Annotated in this window: 17 protein-coding genes; 5 read left to right on the top strand and 12 right to left on the bottom strand. The window is 60.6% G+C overall.

From position 1 onward, the window contains the following. Window positions 1-38 precede the first annotated feature (38 nt). Window positions 39-632: a bifunctional nicotinamidase/pyrazinamidase gene (pncA, locus tag ACR0K9_RS09405; protein ID WP_480822570.1), complete on the top strand. Its 594-nt coding sequence runs from the start codon at window positions 39-41 to the stop codon at window positions 630-632. Here pncA and ACR0K9_RS09400 read toward each other — a convergent pair. Beyond that, window positions 629-1,159 carry a hypothetical protein gene (locus ACR0K9_RS09400; protein ID WP_480822568.1) on the bottom strand — a complete coding sequence of 177 codons (531 nt, stop codon included), beginning with the start codon at window positions 1,157-1,159 and terminating at the stop codon, window positions 629-631. The two genes, pncA and ACR0K9_RS09400, sit on opposite strands and share 4 nt — an antisense overlap. A gap of 164 nt (window positions 1,160-1,323) precedes the next feature. Between ACR0K9_RS09400 and pncB the strand changes: the two genes are divergently transcribed. Then, window positions 1,324-2,616 carry a nicotinate phosphoribosyltransferase gene (pncB, locus tag ACR0K9_RS09395; RefSeq protein ID WP_480822566.1) on the top strand — a complete coding sequence of 431 codons (1,293 nt, stop codon included), beginning with the start codon at window positions 1,324-1,326 and terminating at the stop codon, window positions 2,614-2,616. Here pncB and ACR0K9_RS09390 read toward each other — a convergent pair. From ACR0K9_RS09390 to ACR0K9_RS09365, 6 genes are read right to left on the bottom strand one after another with little or no spacing between them, the layout of a single operon-like run. After that, window positions 2,613-4,064 (bottom strand): aldehyde dehydrogenase family protein, encoded by a 1,452-nt coding sequence (locus tag ACR0K9_RS09390; protein WP_480822564.1) that lies wholly within the window; start codon window positions 4,062-4,064, stop codon window positions 2,613-2,615. The genes pncB and ACR0K9_RS09390 overlap by 4 nt on opposite strands. Before the next feature lie 32 nt (window positions 4,065-4,096). Next, on the bottom strand, window positions 4,097-5,695 hold the full coding sequence (locus ACR0K9_RS09385; RefSeq protein ID WP_480822563.1) for an ABC transporter ATP-binding protein: 1,599 nt from the start codon (window positions 5,693-5,695) through the stop codon (window positions 4,097-4,099). Beyond that, window positions 5,692-6,507, bottom strand: coding sequence for an ABC transporter permease (locus ACR0K9_RS09380; RefSeq protein WP_480822561.1), 816 nt, complete (start codon window positions 6,505-6,507; stop codon window positions 5,692-5,694). Before ACR0K9_RS09380 ends, ACR0K9_RS09385 begins: the two co-directional genes overlap by 4 nt. Next, complete coding sequence (locus ACR0K9_RS09375) at window positions 6,504-7,451, bottom strand: ABC transporter permease (RefSeq protein ID WP_480822559.1); 948 nt, start codon at window positions 7,449-7,451, stop codon at window positions 6,504-6,506. Before ACR0K9_RS09375 ends, ACR0K9_RS09380 begins: the two co-directional genes overlap by 4 nt. A gap of 40 nt (window positions 7,452-7,491) precedes the next feature. Continuing rightward, a complete protein-coding gene (locus ACR0K9_RS09370) occupies window positions 7,492-8,514 on the bottom strand; it encodes a hypothetical protein (protein ID WP_480822557.1) in 1,023 nt (340 codons plus the stop codon). A gap of 26 nt (window positions 8,515-8,540) precedes the next feature. Next, window positions 8,541-10,022, bottom strand: coding sequence for an ABC transporter substrate-binding protein (locus ACR0K9_RS09365; RefSeq protein WP_480822673.1), 1,482 nt, complete (start codon window positions 10,020-10,022; stop codon window positions 8,541-8,543). A 176-nt stretch (window positions 10,023-10,198) separates the two neighbouring features. Between ACR0K9_RS09365 and panB the strand changes: the two genes are divergently transcribed. From panB to glpK, 3 genes are all read left to right on the top strand, one after another. Beyond that, window positions 10,199-11,038, top strand: a complete 840-nt coding sequence (panB, locus tag ACR0K9_RS09360) for a 3-methyl-2-oxobutanoate hydroxymethyltransferase (RefSeq protein WP_480822555.1) — start codon at window positions 10,199-10,201, stop codon at window positions 11,036-11,038. Beyond that, complete coding sequence (gene panC / locus ACR0K9_RS09355; protein WP_480533539.1) at window positions 11,035-11,877, top strand: pantoate--beta-alanine ligase; 843 nt, start codon at window positions 11,035-11,037, stop codon at window positions 11,875-11,877. The genes panB and panC overlap by 4 nt, the downstream gene beginning before the upstream one ends. Before the next feature lie 78 nt (window positions 11,878-11,955). Then, on the top strand, window positions 11,956-13,434 hold the full coding sequence (gene glpK / locus ACR0K9_RS09350; protein ID WP_480822553.1) for a glycerol kinase GlpK: 1,479 nt from the start codon (window positions 11,956-11,958) through the stop codon (window positions 13,432-13,434). Here the strand turns inward: glpK and smpB are convergent. The 5 genes from smpB to ACR0K9_RS09325 form a co-directional block, all read right to left on the bottom strand. Beyond that, entirely contained in the window at window positions 13,431-13,913 is a 483-nt protein-coding gene (gene smpB / locus ACR0K9_RS09345; RefSeq protein WP_480822551.1) for an SsrA-binding protein SmpB, read from the bottom strand. The two genes, glpK and smpB, sit on opposite strands and share 4 nt — an antisense overlap. A 44-nt stretch (window positions 13,914-13,957) precedes the next feature. Next, complete coding sequence (idi, locus tag ACR0K9_RS09340; RefSeq protein ID WP_480533545.1) at window positions 13,958-14,500, bottom strand: isopentenyl-diphosphate Delta-isomerase; 543 nt, start codon at window positions 14,498-14,500, stop codon at window positions 13,958-13,960. 145 nt (window positions 14,501-14,645) lie between these two features. Next, window positions 14,646-15,059: a c-type cytochrome gene (locus ACR0K9_RS09335; protein WP_480822549.1), complete on the bottom strand. Its 414-nt coding sequence runs from the start codon at window positions 15,057-15,059 to the stop codon at window positions 14,646-14,648. Window positions 15,060-15,172: 113 nt separating this feature from the next. Further along, window positions 15,173-16,186 carry a P1 family peptidase gene (locus tag ACR0K9_RS09330; protein WP_480822547.1) on the bottom strand — a complete coding sequence of 338 codons (1,014 nt, stop codon included), beginning with the start codon at window positions 16,184-16,186 and terminating at the stop codon, window positions 15,173-15,175. An 85-nt stretch (window positions 16,187-16,271) separates the two neighbouring features. After that, entirely contained in the window at window positions 16,272-17,018 is a 747-nt protein-coding gene (locus ACR0K9_RS09325) for an SDR family oxidoreductase (protein ID WP_480822545.1), read from the bottom strand. Window positions 17,019-17,042 lie beyond the last annotated feature (24 nt).

The following is a 17,042-nucleotide window of genomic DNA, read 5'->3' as shown; positions in this document are numbered from 1 at the left end:
TTCACACCATACCGATACTACTGTTGAAGGAGGCCCCAATGTCACACGCCCTGCTCGTCATCGATGTCCAGAACGATTTCTGCCCCGGCGGCGCGTTGGCCGTACCCGGAGGGGACGAGATCATCGCGCCGATCAACGCGCTTATGGACGCGTTCGACACGGTGATCCTGACACAGGATTGGCACCCGGCCGGGCATTCCTCATTCGCCAGCGTGCACGCGGGCAAAGCGCCGTTCGAGATGATCCAGATGCCCTATGGCCCGCAGGTTCTGTGGCCCGATCATTGCGTGCAGGGCAGCGAAGGGGCGGCTTTTCACCCCGACCTGCGCACCGAGGGCGACCTGATCATTCGCAAGGGCTTTCGCAGCGCCATCGACAGCTATTCGGCGTTTTTCGAGAATGATCAGACCACTCCGACCGGCCTGAAAGGGTATCTTGAGTCACGCGGTATCGAACAACTGACGCTGGTCGGGCTGGCCACGGATTTTTGCGTCTATTTCACCGCCGTGGACGCGGCGCGCCTGGGTTTTGACATCACCGTCCGCACCGATCTGTGCCGCGCAATCGACATGGATGGCTCACTTGCCACTGCCGAACAGGCGATGCGGGCTGCGGGCGTCAAACTGGTTTAGGGCGTGGCCCCCCGTTCAGCCAGGTATTTAAGGATCACAAACAGGATCACGGCCAGGCCCAGCGCAAATCCGATACGTCCCGGCACCGTGCGGCGTTCGGGGCGCGTCGCCCTTGGACGTGGCGGCTGCATCGAGCGCGATTGCGCTCTGGATGGTGCCGCGCCCGGTTTCGCGGATCGGACGTGTTGCAGAAATTGGTGAAAGTCGAACTCACCAATGTATTCGCCCTGCACCCCCATGTTTCGAATATTTGCAAACAGCCGTTTCAGGATCAGTTGCCGATCCACGATGTCCTCGGGCGCATAATACCCGCGAGCAGATTCCCTGTCCCGCGTATCCAGACCGAACCCGGATTCCAGAAATATCCTGCGAATCTTCGGCGATGCGGCACGCAACGCGTCCGCCGTCTTCACATCCCGAAACAGCGCCCGTACCGGAGGCCGCCCTGTTACCGCTGTGTGTCCATGTTCCGGATCAACCTCATCCGGGGCGATCGCCACTATGTCAAAATCGTACTCGAGACCCATTCACTACATTCAACCTTCTTATCCATCCCCTTCCCTCACTAAAGCGTGAGGGTTACTCATAATAAGCCCGCAATGTGTCCAGTCATGGGCATTGTTACCAAACCGGCGACTCTTGCCAATCAGCGCTCTGATTGATCTAACAACGGAAATCGCAGGAGGTCCCCATGGTCGACATCGCGACGCGGGTCTACAATCATAAATGGAAGATCGACCCCATTGTGCGGTCATTGATCGACACTGACTTCTACAAACTGCTGATGTGTCAGTCAGTGTTTCGCAATAAGCCCCAAACAGACGTGGTTTTTTCACTGATCAACCGGTCGAATCACGTGCCCTTGGCAAAATTGATCGACGAAGGAGAGTTGCGCGAGCAGTTGGATCACATACGTTCGCTCAGCCTCAGCCGGGGGGAAAGCACCTGGCTGCGGGGCAATACCTTCTACGGAAAAAGGCAGATGTTCCGCCCGGATTTCATGGAATGGTTCGAGAATCTGCGCCTGCCGCCTTATCATCTTGAACGTCACGGCGACCAATATGAGCTGACATTTGAAGGCAAGTGGCACGAGGTCATGCTGTGGGAGATCCCCGCGCTGGCGGTGCTGATGGAGCTTCGCTCGCGCGCGGTTCTGAACGACATGCGCCGGTTCGAGTTACAGGTTCTTTACGCCCGCGCCATGACACGGGTATGGGAAAAAATCGCCCAACTGCGTCAGATCGAAGGGTTGGGGATTGCGGATTTCGGCACCCGCAGGCGGCATTCCTTTCTGTGGCAGGACTGGTGCGTGCAGGCGATGATCGAGGGCTTGGGCGGCGCGTTCACCGGTACCTCGAACTGCCTGATCGCCATGCGGCGCGAGGTCGAGGCCATCGGCACCAACGCACACGAACTGCCCATGGTCTATTCCGCGCTGGCCGACAGCGATGCGGAACTGGCGCAGGCGCCCTATGATGTTCTCAGCGACTGGCATGACGAACATGATGGCAATCTGCGCATTATCCTGCCCGACACTTATGGCACGCAAGGCTTTCTGGACCGCGCGCCCGACTGGCTGGCGGGCTGGACCGGCATCCGTATCGATAGCGGAGACCCCGCTGCCGGGGCAGAAATCGCCATTGAGTGGTGGAAATCTCGCGGTGAGGACCCGACGCAGAAACGCATCATCTTCTCGGACGGTCTGGATGTGGACAAAATCCGGGAACTACACGGGCAGTTTGCGGATCGTACCAACGTTTCCTTCGGCTGGGGTACGCTGCTGACCAATGATTTCCGCGGGTTGGTGTCCAACGACGCGCTGGCGCCGTTCTCGCTGGTGTGCAAAGCGATCGCGGCCAACGGACGCCCGACGGTGAAACTGTCGGATAACCCCGAAAAGGCGATGGGTCCGGCAGATCAGATCGACCGCTACAAACGCGTATTTGGCGTGGGTGCCCAAGAGGCGATCGAGGTAATCGTTTAGCCGTGATAGGCGGCGACCGTTTTGAGTTGCGAAAACCCATAAAGCGCCTCGAACCCTTTTTCGCGGCCGTGACCGGATTTGCCAACGCCACCAAACGGAAGCTCGACCCCGCCCCCGGCGCCATAGTTGTTGATGAAAACCTGCCCTGATTGCAGCCCCTTGGCCAGCCGCATCTGGCGGCCCCCGTCCCGGGTCCAGACGCTGGCAACAAGGCCGTATTCGGTTGAATTGGCTATGGTTAGAGCCTGTTTTTCGGTCTCGAACGGGATCAAAACCTGCACCGGGCCAAAGATTTCATCCTGCGCCAGCACATGATCCGGGGGTACGTCGGCAAAAAGCGTGGGTCGGACAAAGGCCCCGGCCTCGGGCGCGCCATCGACGATCTGTCCCTGCCCGGCAATGGTCAGATCTGCGCCTTTCTCAAGAAACCCGCCGACGATCTGTTTCTGCCGGTCCGAGATCAGCGGCCCGACGCGCAGGTCCTGCATCGCGGGACCAACCGTTAACTGCCCATAAGCCTCGGCCATGCGCGACCGGACCTGCTCATAAATGCCACGCTGTACCAGAATACGGGACGACGCCGAACAGGTCTGGCCCGCGTTCTGGATGCCTGCGTTCACCAGAAATGGCAGCGCAGCGTCCAGATCGGCGTCATCAAACACCAGTTGCGGGGATTTCCCACCCAGTTCCAGCGTCACCGGCACCACGTTGCGCCCTGCCGCCTGCTGCACCAAGGCACCGGTGGCGACCGAACCGGTGAACGAGATATGGTTAACCCCCGGATGCCCTGACAATGCCGCTCCGGCCTCGGCCCCCAAACCGGGCACGACGTTCAGCGCACCGGCGGGCAATCCGGCCTCAACCGCCAGATGTGCGAAGGCGAGCGCGGTCAGGCAGGCCTCTTCCGCGGGTTTCAACACACAGGCATTGCCCATCGCCAGCGCCGCCCCGACAGAACGGCCAATGATCTGCATCGGATAGTTCCACGGCACGATATGACCCGTGACCCCGTGCGGTTCGCGCAGGGTATAGACGGTATAGCCGTCCAGATAAGGGATCGTTTCACCCATCACCTTATCCGCTGCCCCACCGTAGAACTCGCAATACCTCGCAAGCGCCACGGCGTCGGCCCGGGCCTGGGTGAGAGGTTTGCCCACATCCATCGCCTCCAACGCGGTCAATTCCTCGACCCGCTCCAGCACCAGTTGGCCGAGGCGTGCCAGGATACGACCGCGTTCCAGTGCAGTCATACGTCCCCAATCACCGTTTGTCGCAGATCGGGCCGCCGCGACCGCCGCATCGATATCCGGGACTTCGCCGCGCGCGATGCGGCAGATCTCGCTGCCAACCGAAGGGTTGATCAACGGCAGAGTCTCGCCCGAAGCCGCCGGAACCCAGCTCTCTCCGATCAGGCACAGGGTGGGATCAAACCATGGTTGCTGGATCATTTTGGCCTCTGTTTCGTCTCTAACATTAGGAATTATGCGGCACCTTGCCCGATTTCGGGCAATTGCGGTGCAGCGGCGATCAGTGTTTGGGTGTAGGGATGCTGGGGGTCCGAGAAGACCTGCCCGGTCTCACCCTGTTCGACGATCTGGCCGGATTGCATCACCAGAACGCGGTCGGTGATGGTGCGCACAACGCTCAGGTCATGGCTGATGAACAGATAGGTCAGATCATAAGTCGCGCACAGCTCGGCCAGCAGATCGAGGATTTGCGCCCGGACCGACACATCAAGCGCCGAGACCGCTTCGTCAAACAGGATCAGCTCAGGCTGGATGATCAGTGCGCGGGCAATGGCGATGCGCTGTCGCTGCCCGCCCGAGAACTCATGGATGTATTTGCCCGCGTCGTCCGGGCAGAGACCCACGGCGGTCAGCATTTCGGCGATCCGGTCCTGCCTGTCAGAGCCGGTGGGCGGTGTATCCAGCAAATGAAACGGTTCGGTGATCAGGCGTGCAACCCGATGTCTTGGGTTGAAGCTGCCATAGGGGTCCTGAAACACCACTTGCATCTTGCGCCGCACGGCAAGGTTGGGTTTGTGACCCGCAAAGACAGGTTGGCCATCCAGATGGATATGGCCGGACTGCACCTCCTCCAACCCCAATATCGCCCGTGTCAGGGTCGATTTTCCGCAACCGGACTCTCCGACAAGGCCCAATCGTTCGCCGCGATTGAGGGTAAAGCTGACACCGTCCACCGCACGGTGATGACGCGGCGCCTGGAACAGTCCTTTGCGTGGCAGGCGATAGTCGCGGATGACCTGTGACACCTCCAACAGCGGATCAGGTTGAGCGGGCTCGGGCAGATTGACCTGATGGCCCGAGGCCTCGAACAACATACGGGTATAGGGGTGTTGCATATTGTGCAGCAGTTGCCGGGATGCACCGCTTTCGACCACCTCGCCGCGCCGCATGACGGTGATCTGATCGGCCATATCTGCGACCACGGCCAGATCATGGGTGATCATCAGCAGCCCCATGCCATATTCGCGCACCAACCCCTTGAGCAGATCGAGGATCTGGGCTTGCGTGGTGACGTCCAGCGCCGTGGTCGGCTCATCCGCGATCAGCAGTTTGGGACGCAGAGCAATGGCCATGGCGATCACCACGCGCTGACGCTGGCCACCCGACAACTCATGAGGATAGCGGGACAGCGGAAACCTGTCGGGCGGCAGGCCAACGCGGTCCAATACCTCTTCGGCGCGTGTTTGGGCCTGAGCCGGGGGCATGGCCTTGTGGATCAGGATCGTCTCCATCACCTGATCGCCGATGGTTTTCACCGGGTTGAGCGCCGTCATCGGCTCCTGAAACACCATACCGACCGAAGCGCCGCGCAGGGCGCACATCTCGGCCTCGGGGCGATCCAGAAGGTCCTGCCCATCCAACCGGATCGCGCCTTCCGCCTGCGCCCCGTTTGGCAGCAACTGCATTACGGCCAATGCGGTCATCGACTTGCCCGAACCGCTTTCGCCGGTCACCGCAACGATCTGGCCGGGATCGATGGACAGGCTGACCTGTTTCAGGATTTCCACCCCGTGGATCGCCACGGACAGGTTTTCGATCTGCAACAAACTCATGCGCGCGCCACCCGGATTCGGGGGTCCAGCCAGTCCCGCAACCCGTCGCCCAGCAGGTTCAGGCCCAGCACCGTGACGATGATCGCCAATCCCGGAATCAGTGCCAAATGCGGGGCAAAACTGACCATTGTCTGCGCATCGGCCAGCATCCGGCCCCAGCTGGGCGTGGGGGGCTGTGCACCCAGACCGACATAGGACAGCCCGGCCTCGGCCAGGATGCCAAGGCTGAATTGGATGGTACCCTGCACGATCAGCAGGTTGGCGACGTTGGGCAGGATATGTTCCGCCGAGATCCGCGCCGCGCCCTTGCCCGACACGCGGGCGGCGAGGATGAACTCCCGCTCCCACAGGGACAGCGCCGCGCCGCGGGTGATGCGGGCGAAGACGGGAATGTTGAAGATACCGATGGCGATGATCGCATTGATCGCGCCTGCACCAAACACGGCGGTGATCAGGATGGCGATGACCAGCGAGGGGAAGGCAAAGACCAGATCGTTGCCGCGCATGATCACCTCGTCCAGCCACGAGCCCTTGCGCGCCGCCGCCGTCAGGCCCAGCGGCACGCCCAGCGCCATGCCGATTCCCACCGCCACCAGCGCCACGGCAATCGAGGTGCGCGCGCCGACCATGATCATCGAGAACATGTCGCGCCCGAAATGGTCAGTGCCGAACCAGTTTTGGGCATTCGGGCGCTGCAGCTTGTTCGGAATATCCAGTACGGTGAAATTGTAGGGTGTCCAGACAAACGAGACCAACGCCGCAAGCACCACCAGCGACGACAGCACCGCGCCAAGGATCAGGTTGCGGCTCATGTCCGGCTCCTCAGCCTTGGGTCAACGGCGGCATAGGCCAGATCGACAAGGAAATTCACGGTGATGACGGCAAAGACCAGCAGCATCACCACCGATTCCACCACGATCAGATCGCGGGCCGAGATGGCCTGAAACACCAGCCGCCCAAGGCCGGGCAGGTAAAACACCTGCTCGATGATGATCGAGCCGGCCATCAGAAAGGAAAACTGCAGCCCAATGATGGTCAGCACCGGGATCAGCGCATTCCGCACCCCATGCCGCCACAGCGCCTGACGGGAGGACAGCCCTTTGGCGCGGGCGGTGCGCATGAAATCCTCGCCCAGAATATCCAGCAGCGATGACCGCATCACCCGCGCCAGAATCGCCGCCTGCGGCAGGGCCAATGCGATGGCAGGCAGGGTCAAGGAATGAATTCCGCTCCAGAAACCATTGTCCCAACCCACAAAGCCACCTGCATTGAACCAGCGCAGGTTGATGGCAAAGATCAGAACCAGCATCATGGCAAACCAGAAATTCGGCACCGCGATGCCCAGCTGCGTCGCGCCCATTACCGCCACATCACCCGGCTTGCCACGCCGCGCGGCGGCGTAGATTCCGGCGGGAAAGGCGATCAGAGTCGACAGGGTCAGCGCATAAAGCGCCAGCGGCAGCGACACCCAAAGCCGGTCGGCGATCATCTGCGACACCGGCGTGCGATAGGTGTAGGAGGTGCCGAAATCCCCCACCAGCATCCCGCCGACCCAGTTGAAATATCGCTCGGCCTTCGACACATCCAGACCCAACTCGGCCCGCAAGGCGGCCAGCGTATCCTCTTGCGCGTTGACACCCAGCATGAAGGATGCCGGATCGCCCGGCGCAACCTCGATCACCGCGAAGATCACGACGGACGCGACAGCCAGACTCAGGATCAGCGAGAGCAGGCGTTTGAGGGCATATCTTAGCATTGGTATCAGGTTAAGTGCGTGGGCCGCGCGGGTGCAACAGCTACTTGTAGGCTTGCCGCTCGGTCCGGACCAGATCGATGGCGCAGGTCGAAAGTCGGGACGCCGGGGTGCTATCGGACAGCCATTCCAGATTGTTCTCGGTCCGTGCCAGCGCAGCACGGCGCAGCGTCATCAAGCGCGCGCGCGGGCTGTCCAGAAATCGATCCTGCGGAATGACGGTTTCCAGCGGGCTGTCGACGCGAATAACTTCGAAATACCCCCCCAACAGGGCGAGAAAGGCAAAGGCGCAGTCGGGGGCCTCGTTACCGCAGCGTTCGGTGCACAGTTGCGCGATGGGCCGGGTTGCGTCAGAGGTCATCAACCAGTTCTCAACCGCCGGGCGCCACCGGTTCTCGGCTGGCAGATCGCCATATCCCAGACCAAGCGCCAGAACTCCTGCCATTTCCAGCGCCTGATCAGAGGTCGCATCAACCGGTTCAGGCTGAATATGGCGCAATGCGGCCAATCCATCGCCGCGCGGTTCGGGGTCCAGCGTCAGATAGGTCAGATAGGGTCTGAGGTCCTGCATCAGACCCGGATTCGACAGCAAACCGGCGCGCATGGCCTCATCGCCGTAAAGCGCGATGATACGAGTGGGATAGTCGGTTGCCTGATGCTCGCCCAGCGCGTTCAGACGGTCGATCAGGCCCGGGTCCGGCTGGGGGCGTCGGGCCGCCAGCAACGCCTGCGCCACAGGATTCCCCCCTTCGGCCTCGGCCTTCAGCCATGACCGGCCAAACACGCTCCAGTCCTTCTGACGAAAAAGCGCGCGCGATTGTGCGGGCTCCAGCGACTGACGGAAAGGCGATGGCCCAAGGTCCAGGGTCTCGATCCGGGCGAGCAGCAGGCGCGCATTGGCGTTGCCTTCAACGGCCAGTTCAGCCAGCAAGGACAAGGCGATCTGGTCATCACCGTCAAGCCACAAGTCCACAGCCCGCTCCAACGGTGCGTCAGCGCGGGCTGTGACTGTGCTCATCGCCAGCGCCGCAATGGTCATCAGCGTGGCGAAAATGGATCTGACCATGTACCGGTCCCCTGTCCCTCGGGTGTTTATTCAGACCAACTGATCGCGGTCAGATCGATGGCAGCGGTTGGCGCGTTTGTCCATAGCCCCTGCACACCCGCCTTGGCGACACCAAGCTTGGCCAATTGAAACAGATAACCGTTGACATAGTCATTGGCGATCAACCGCTGTGCCTCACCCATCAGACGGGTACGCTCTTCCGGGTCGGTGGTCGCGTTCAATGTCTCCATTAGCGCCTGAAAATCGGTGCTGTCATACTGGAAGTAATAATCGGGCCGGGCGTAGATGCCGATGTCCATCGGCTCGGTGTGGCTGACGATGGTCAGGCCAAACTCCTTGCCTTTAAAGACAGATTCCAGCCATTGCGCCCATTCGACATTGATGATCTCGGCAGTGATGCCAACTTCGGCCAGCTGCGCCGCAATGATCTCGCCACCGCGTCGCGCGTAAGAAGGAGGTGGCAGATGCAACGTGGTTTCAAACCCGTTTTCGAACCCGGCTTCAGCCAGCAACGCCTTGGCCTTTTTGGGGTCATAGGCAGAATTGCCGGTCAGATCGACATAAGCAGGGTTATGCGGCGCAAAATGAGTGCCAATGGGTGTGCCATAACCGAACATGGCACCATCGATGATGGCCTGCCGGTCGATCGCATGGGCCAGAGCCTGCCGGACCAGGATATCATCGAAAGGCGCCTGCTTATTATTGGTGGACAGAATCGTTTCCCCTTCGGTCGAGCCAACAAGCACCTGAAAGCGCGGATCAGCCTCGAACTGTGGCAGGTTTTCCGGTGCCGGGAAGATGTCGAACACATCTACATCTTCGGCCATCATCGCGGCAAAGGCCGCCGTCGGATCTGAGATAAACTTGAACGTCGCAGTCTCTAACGCAGGCTGGTCACCCCAGTAGTCGGGATTGCGGTTCAGCGTGATGCTATCGCCCTGAACCCAATCGCCAAAGGTGAAGGCCCCGGTCCCAACCGGGTTTGTCTTGATATTGTCGATGCTCTCAGAGGCCACGATCACCGCGTCGCCCCAGGCAAGGTTGAACAGGAAATTGCCGTTGGGTTCGGACAAGGTAATCCTGACGGTCAGAGGATCGACCACCTCGACACTTTCGATCCCGGCAAACAGTGCCTTCTGAGCGTTGGCGCTGTCTTCGGCGCGGGCCCGGTCGAGGCTGAACTTGACGTCCTCTGCATCCATGGCGGTGCCATCATGGAAGGTCACCCCATCGCGCAACTTGAAGGTATAAACTGTACCGTCTTCGGAAATCTCCCAGCTTTCGGCCAGCCCGGGCACAACCGATCCGTCGCCCATAAAGCGGGTCAGTCCTTCGAAAATGTTGGTGTAGACAACCGAATCAATCGCCTGCGCGGCGGCGCTGGTCGGGTCCAGATGCGGCGGCTCCAGCTGCATTGCGATGGTGATATCCGATTTGGCCAGCGCCTGCGACGCCAGCAACGACGCACCCAGCGCAAGGGCCGAGGCCAAACTCCGAACCGATAGCATTGCCATGAAATTGTCTCCCTACTGTATACGGTTAGCCCGCTGGTTGCGGATCGTTCTACGCCCAATTTCCCTTTAAACCTTGGGTCAATCAAGGAAATGTTCGCGCAACCGGGGTTTTACGGCCTATGCTGCATCTGCTATGCCGCACTGCAACATGAACCCAGCGAGGAGCGAGCATGAGCGCCACCGCCCGCAAGACAGCCCCGAATGCCGAGGATATCCGCGCCCGGAAAGGTACTGATCCTCTGGTTTCGCTGACCGCCTATACGACACCGATGGCGCGTCTGATGGATGCCCATTGCGATTTTGTTCTGGTGGGCGACAGCGTCGGCATGGTGCTGCATGGGCTGACCTCGACCCTCGGTGTGACGATGGAGATGATGATCCTGCATGGCCAGGCTGTCGCGCGCGGGTTGGACAAGGCGATGATGGTTATCGACATGCCCTTTGCCAGCTACGAGCATGACCCGGCGCAAGCCTTCCGAAATGCAGCGCGGCTGATGTCGGAAACCGGCGCCGGGGCGGTCAAGCTGGAAGGTGGCGTTGAGATGGCCGAGACGATCCGCTTTCTGGTCAAACGTGGTATCCCGGTGATGGCGCATATCGGTCTGACACCGCAATCGATCAACACGTTGGGCGGATACAAGGTGCAGGGTCGCGACGAACAGGCCGAGGCGGTGCTGGCCGATGCCCGCGCCGTGGCCGAAGCTGGCGCGTTTTCCGTCGTGTTAGAGAAGGTACCGCAAGGTCTGGCGGACCGGATCACTCGCGAGGTTCCGATCCCGACCATCGGCATCGGCGCCTCGGCCGGATGCGACGGGCAAATTCTGGTGGTCGATGACATGCTTGGCTTTTTCACCGCGTTCAAACCGAAATTCGTCAAACGCTATGCCGATCTAGGGCCGCAAGCCGAAGCCGCCATCGCCGAATACGCGGCTGAGGTGCGCGCTCGCAGTTTCCCGGCGGATGAACACGTCTTTGCCGATAAGGCCCCGACCAAAGGCATCAAATCATGAGCGCGCCCATTCTGCGCAAACGCGCCGACCTGCGTGCGCTGACCACGGAATGGCAGCGCTCTGGCCAGACCATCGGTGTCGTACCAACCATGGGGGCGCTGCATCAGGGTCACCTGTCGTTGGCCGAGGCTGCAAAAGCGGGCACGGATCGGGTCATCGTGACGATCTTCGTGAACCCCAAACAGTTCAACAATCCGCAGGATCTGGCGAACTATCCGCGCACCGAACATGAAGACGCCAAGAAGCTGGCCCCGTTCCAGGTCGACGCGATCTATGTCCCCGATCCCGAGGAAATCTATCCGCAGGGCTTTGCCACCACCGTTTCGGTCGCGGGGCTGACCGATGTGATGGAAGGTGAATTCCGTCCCGGCCATTTCGATGGCGTGGCCACGGTGGTCGCCAAGCTGTTCCTGCAGACACAGGCAGATCGAGCCTATTTCGGCGAAAAAGACTTTCAACAACTGATGGTCGTGCGCCGCATGGCCCGCGATCTGGATATTCCGACCGAGGTGATCGGCTGCCCCACGGTCCGCGAAGCTTCGGGCCTTGCCATGTCGTCGCGCAATCAACTGCTCTCGGCAGAAGGGTTGCGGGTTGCGGCCGAAAAACACCGCATCATGCGGGCGCTGGCCGACGCTTTGGCCGACGGAGCAGCCTTCGATACGCTGGCCGCGCAGGCGCATACCGATCTGCTGGCCGCAGGCTTCACGGATGTGGAATATATCCAACTGCGCTGCGCCGACACGCTGGAGCCCCTGACCCATGCAAACCGCCCTGCCCGCCTGTTCGTGGCGGCATGGGCCGACGGGGTGCGGCTGATCGACAATCTGCCGGTCTGATAGCCGAAAATCGCCTCTGGCAGTTTCAGCAGTGTTTGCGCTAAAGTCCCGCAAAACCAAAGCGGGAGGGGCGCAGGCATGACCTATATTCTGGCAATCGATCAGGGCACGACGTCGTCACGCGCTATTCTGTTTGACGCGCAGATGCAGCGCGTCGGCACAGCCCAACAAGAGTTCCCGCAGTATTTTCCGCAGGAAGGCTGGGTAGAACATGACCCCGAGGAAATCTGGGAAAGTGTGGTCTATGTCTGCCGAGAGGTGATGCAGACGACCGGTATTCAGGCCGACCAGATCGCCGGGATCGGCATTACCAACCAGCGTGAAACCACCGTCATCTGGGACCGCTCATCCGGTAAGCCGATCCATAACGCTATCGTCTGGCAGGATCGCCGCACCGCCGAGATTTGCGCACGCTTCAAGCAGGCCGGGTGCGAGGATGACGTGACCGCCCAGACCGGTCTGCTGCTGGACCCCTATTTCTCGGGCACCAAGGTCAAATGGCTGCTGGATACGATCCCTGGCGCCCGCGACCGGGCCGAGGCCGGAGAGCTTTTGTTCGGCACCATCGACAGCTTCCTGATCTGGCGACTGACCGAGGGTCGCAGCCACGTCACCGACGCCACCAACGCCGCGCGCACGCTTCTGTTCGACATTCACAAGGGCGAATGGAGTACCGAGATTTGCGACTTGCTGGGCGTGCCGACAGATATGCTGCCGGAGGTGCAGGACTGTGCCTCCGATTTTGGAGAAACGACCCTATTCGGCGGAAATATCCCGATTCTGGGCGTCGCTGGCGACCAACAAGCCGCGACCATTGGTCAGGCCTGTTTTGAGCCGGGAATGATGAAGTCCACCTATGGCACAGGCTGTTTTGCGCTTCTGAACACCGGTACGCAGCCGGTGATGTCGAAGAACCGTCTGCTGACGACCATCGCCTATCAGTTGGATGGTCAGAAAACCTATGCGCTTGAGGGCTCGATCTTTATCGCGGGGGCCGCGGTACAGTGGTTGCGCGATGCATTGCAGATTATCGATGCGGCGCCGCAAAGCGGAGAGTTGGCGCAGCAGGCTGACCCGAACCAGCATGTGGTGCTGGTACCCGCCTTCACCGGGCTTGGCGCACCTTATTGGAAACCCGACTGCCGGGGCGCCATGTTCGGGCTGAGCCGCAACTCGGGCCGGGCAGAGTTCGCGCGCGCCACACTCGAAAGTATCGCCTTTCAGACCCGCGACCTGTGGCACGCCATGCAGGGCGACTGGGGCAGCGAAGCAGATGTCATCCTGCGTGTCGACGGCGGGATGAGCGCATCTGACTGGACCATGCAAGGCCTGTCAAACATCCTCGGCGCGCCGGTGGATCGTCCGGTGATGCAGGAAACCACGGCGCTGGGGGCCGCTTGGCTGGCGGGGATGAAAGCAGGTGTTTACCCGGATCAGGCCGGATTTGCCGCGACCTGGGATCTGGATCGCCGATTTGAACCGGAAATGGCCGAAACGGACCGCGATGCAGCCTATGCGCGATGGCAACGGGCGGTTCAGGCGACTATGGCGTTCTAGCTGTGGTCCTTCATCAGGCGTTGCTTCTGACGTGACCAATCGCGCTTGGCCTGCGTTTCGCGCTTGTCGTGCAGCTTCTTACCCTTGGCGATGCCAATCTTCAGCTTCGCCCGGCCTTTGTGGTTGAAATACAGAACCAGCGGCACCAGCGTCATGCCTTTGCGCTGGGTCGCGTTCCACAAATTCGCCAGCTCTTTGCGCGACACCAGCAGCTTGCGGCGGCGGCGTTCATCATGCTTGAAGACCTTCGCCTGCTCATAGGGGGCGATATAGCTGTTGATCAGCCACAGCTCTCCGTCATCGACCGAGGCATAGCTTTCGGCGATGTTCGACCCGCCCGCACGCAGGGATTTGACCTCGGACCCCTCCAGCACGATGCCGCACTCGATATCGTCCTCGATCGTATAATCGAAGCGCGCACGCCGGTTTTCGGCGATGACTTTGTAATTCGGGTCAGTCTTCTGCTTTTGCTTGGCCATGACGCGATGATCTATGCCGCTTGCGCGCGCCTTGCAAGGCAGGCTTAGGAATTGGCCGAGATTATCAGGTCCGGACCAAAGATCGTGTCTGCGTGGTTGTGCAGATAAATCTTAAGCCACGGTGTGAACCGCATCGGGTGACGTTTCACCTCGGCCAGCAGGTCGTGATAATCGATCCAGCGGATTTCCATGACTTCGTCCGGATCAGGTTCGATATTCAATGGCCCGCGCACATGGGCCAGGAACACATCGACAACTTCATTCTCGACCAACCCATTGCCGACATCCGCGTGATATTCCAGCCGGTGCCGGTATTCGGGATAAAGCCCGGTGATCCCCAGTTCTTCACGCAGACGGCGCACGGCACAGGTCGAAGCATTCTCGTTCCAGTCAGGATGGGTGCAGCAGGTATTCGCCCACAGGCCCGGCGTGTGGTATTTGCCCAGCGCCCGGCGTTGCAGCAGGATTTCGGTGCCGCGGACTACAAATACCGAGACCGCCTTGTGCTTGAGGCCCTTTTCATGCGCCTCCAGCTTGTCGACCGGGGTCAGCTTACCCTCGACCCAGGCTGGGATCATGATGCCCATCAGTCGTCTCCTGTTGTCAATCTACCGGTTTGGTTCGCGCTACCGGTTTTCTCCAACGTGGTACTGATCGGGCCTCTGATCAATCGCACGAAAGGCCGCAGGGGCTGCGGCCTTTCGTACTTTGTCCTGAATTGTGTCGGCTGAATTACTCGCCGGAAACGCTCACGATATAGGCATAGACGTCCTCGGCGCCCTTCTTCAGCTTGAAGGTCATTTTCGATTTGGCCGAGGTTTCGCCCAGATACTCCTTCAGGAACGCTTTGGGGTCTTGTGCGTAAGCAACAAAGGTCTCCTGATCCCAGACCAGCCCGTTTTCACCGGCGGCCACGATGCTGTCACCGTATTTGAACCCTTCGACGGTACCCGCCGTCCGGCCTGCGACACCATAGAGGTTCGGACCCGTTTTGCCGCCCTTCACGATCACTTCGCCTGCGGGATCTGCGATCTGGTGACAGGATTTGCATTTGTTGAAAGCTTTCTTACCTGCTTCTGCGTCACCTTCAGCATAGACAGGAAGGGCCAGCAGGCCGGCAATTGCGGTGGCAAGGATACGATTCATAGCTTTTGCTCCGATACGAATTGGCTGCACCGAATGGACCGCTGGCACAGCAGAGAGTCAACGCGCAGATTGCCGCGCGATGGCACAGTGTCACAGTCTTTTATAGGCCGTCCTTAACCGAAGTCATGTAACTGGGACCAGCACGGCAAAAGATCGCCGGGTTCAGGCGTGGCCAGATAGATCGCCCGCGCGATTGCCCGCGCAAGGCAGATCGACGCCGCGTGGCCAATCATGGCCATGGCCGTCGCCTCAACAGCACGCGCACCGGAGCTGAGGCCAAACACCAGATCGCCGTCACCCGGTGTATGGGCAGGAACAATGGCACGTGAGATGCCATCATGGGCCGCCACGGCCAGCCGCTGGCATTGTGGCTTGGTCAGCGCTGCGTCGGTTGCGACAATGGCAATCGTGGTATTTGCGTCATCCTGCGACGCCGGACGCATCGCTTGCGCTTTGCGGCTGACATGGGTGCGGCCAAGGCCCGAGGCGGGATCCGGCCCAAGACCACCGAATTCGGCACCGATCTCAAACGGAGCGGCCCAGAAATGGCGGTCGCCCGGTGTCGTCACACTGCCCAGCGGATTGGCTGCAACCAGGGCGCCGACGGTTGTTCCATCCTCAAGCACCAGCGAGGCCGAACCCAGCCCACCCTTATGCATTGCCGACAACGCCCCCGTCCCGGCCCCTGCCGTGCCCAGTTCAAATTGCGATGAAGCGTCCAGAAATGCGGCCTTTCCCAAAGCCCGATAGGGGTTTTCGGTCCAGTCCTTGTTTCCGCCATTGAGCAGGTCGAACAAAATCGCCCCCGGCACGATCGGAACAATGGCAGCGCCTGCTCGGTATCCTCGTCCCGCCGCACGCAACGCGTCTGATACGCCCGAACAGGCATCCAGCCCAAAGGCCGAACCTCCGGACAGGGTGATCGCATCCACCCGATCGACTGTCTTGTCGGGGGCCAGCAGATCAGTTTCGCGCGTACCCGGCGCACCGCCCATGACATGCACTGAAGCGGTAAAGGGCTGGTCGGCGGTCAGGACCGTCGTGCCCGATTTCAGCGCCGCATCCTGCGCGTTGCCGACCTTCAGGCCGGGGACATCGGTGATCAGGTTTCTGGGTCCGGGGGTCATCTTGAATCTCGGATGCCAAGGCGGGAAAAGCGCGCTGGTGCGCGCTGCCTCCGGCGGGGATATTTATAGCCAGATGAAGTGCGGATCAGATACATCGGCCACCGTCCACTTCCAGGGCAGTCCCAGTGATCATGCTGGCCTCATCCGAGCACAGGAAGAGGGCCGCGTTAGCCATGTCTTCGGGGGTTGAAAAGCGGCCCAGCGGGATGGTTGACAGGAACTTGGCGCGAATTTCGGGTGTGTCTTCGCCCATGAAGGACTTCAGCAGCGGGGTTTCTCCGGCAACCGGGCAGATAGCGTTGACGCGGACGCCAGAGGGGGCGAGCTCCACCGCCATGGTTTTGGTTGCCGTGATCATCCAGCCTTTCGAGGCGTTGTACCAGTTCAGGTTTGGGCGCGGCGACAGACCTGCGGTTGACGCTACGTTCAGGATGGCCCCCGCCCCGCGCGCCTTCATGGCTGGAACAAAAGCGCGAGCCGTCAGGTAGACGGATTTCATGTTCACGTTGAAGACGCGGTCGAATTCGTCATCCGGGACATCTTCGAGCGGCGTTGGCAGATGGGTGACGCCCGCGTTGTTGACCAATATGTCAAGGGCGCCAAACTGGCTTTGAACAGCGTCTGCCATGGCCTGAACCGAAGTGCGATCCGAGACATCGACCTGATGCGCGACAGCTTGCCCGCCGAGCATCTCCGCCAATCCTCGCGCCGCTTCACCGTTGATATCCGCGATCATCACACGCGCACCTTCGGCCAGGAATTTCTCGACGATACCAGCCCCGAACCCGGACGCACCGCCGGTTATAATCGTGGTTTTTCCTTCCAGCCTCATGGTGTTACACCCTCGCCTATCCTG

It is taken from the genome of Ruegeria sp. L12 (assembly GCF_056531745.1).
This window is presented reverse-complemented; position numbering and strand designations above follow the sequence as displayed.

Excerpts from the sequence above, each read along its gene's own strand:
- pncA (WP_480822570.1), top strand. The coding sequence starts at position 39 with ATGTCACACGCCCTGCTCGTCATCGATGTCCAGAACGATTTCTGCCCC.
- ACR0K9_RS09400 (WP_480822568.1), bottom strand. The coding sequence starts at position 1,159 with ATGGGTCTCGAGTACGATTTTGACATAGTGGCGATCGCCCCGGATGAG.
- pncB (WP_480822566.1), top strand. The coding sequence starts at position 1,324 with ATGGTCGACATCGCGACGCGGGTCTACAATCATAAATGGAAGATCGAC.
- ACR0K9_RS09390 (WP_480822564.1), bottom strand. The coding sequence starts at position 4,064 with ATGATCCAGCAACCATGGTTTGATCCCACCCTGTGCCTGATCGGAGAG.
- ACR0K9_RS09385 (WP_480822563.1), bottom strand. The coding sequence starts at position 5,695 with ATGAGTTTGTTGCAGATCGAAAACCTGTCCGTGGCGATCCACGGGGTG.
- ACR0K9_RS09380 (WP_480822561.1), bottom strand. The coding sequence starts at position 6,507 with ATGAGCCGCAACCTGATCCTTGGCGCGGTGCTGTCGTCGCTGGTGGTG.
- ACR0K9_RS09375 (WP_480822559.1), bottom strand. The coding sequence starts at position 7,451 with ATGCTAAGATATGCCCTCAAACGCCTGCTCTCGCTGATCCTGAGTCTG.
- ACR0K9_RS09370 (WP_480822557.1), bottom strand. The coding sequence starts at position 8,514 with ATGGTCAGATCCATTTTCGCCACGCTGATGACCATTGCGGCGCTGGCG.
- ACR0K9_RS09365 (WP_480822673.1), bottom strand. The coding sequence starts at position 10,022 with ATGCTATCGGTTCGGAGTTTGGCCTCGGCCCTTGCGCTGGGTGCGTCG.
- panB (WP_480822555.1), top strand. The coding sequence starts at position 10,199 with ATGAGCGCCACCGCCCGCAAGACAGCCCCGAATGCCGAGGATATCCGC.
- panC (WP_480533539.1), top strand. The coding sequence starts at position 11,035 with ATGAGCGCGCCCATTCTGCGCAAACGCGCCGACCTGCGTGCGCTGACC.
- glpK (WP_480822553.1), top strand. The coding sequence starts at position 11,956 with ATGACCTATATTCTGGCAATCGATCAGGGCACGACGTCGTCACGCGCT.
- smpB (WP_480822551.1), bottom strand. The coding sequence starts at position 13,913 with ATGGCCAAGCAAAAGCAGAAGACTGACCCGAATTACAAAGTCATCGCC.
- idi (WP_480533545.1), bottom strand. The coding sequence starts at position 14,500 with ATGGGCATCATGATCCCAGCCTGGGTCGAGGGTAAGCTGACCCCGGTC.
- ACR0K9_RS09335 (WP_480822549.1), bottom strand. The coding sequence starts at position 15,059 with ATGAATCGTATCCTTGCCACCGCAATTGCCGGCCTGCTGGCCCTTCCT.
- ACR0K9_RS09330 (WP_480822547.1), bottom strand. The coding sequence starts at position 16,186 with ATGACCCCCGGACCCAGAAACCTGATCACCGATGTCCCCGGCCTGAAG.
- ACR0K9_RS09325 (WP_480822545.1), bottom strand. The coding sequence starts at position 17,018 with ATGAGGCTGGAAGGAAAAACCACGATTATAACCGGCGGTGCGTCCGGG.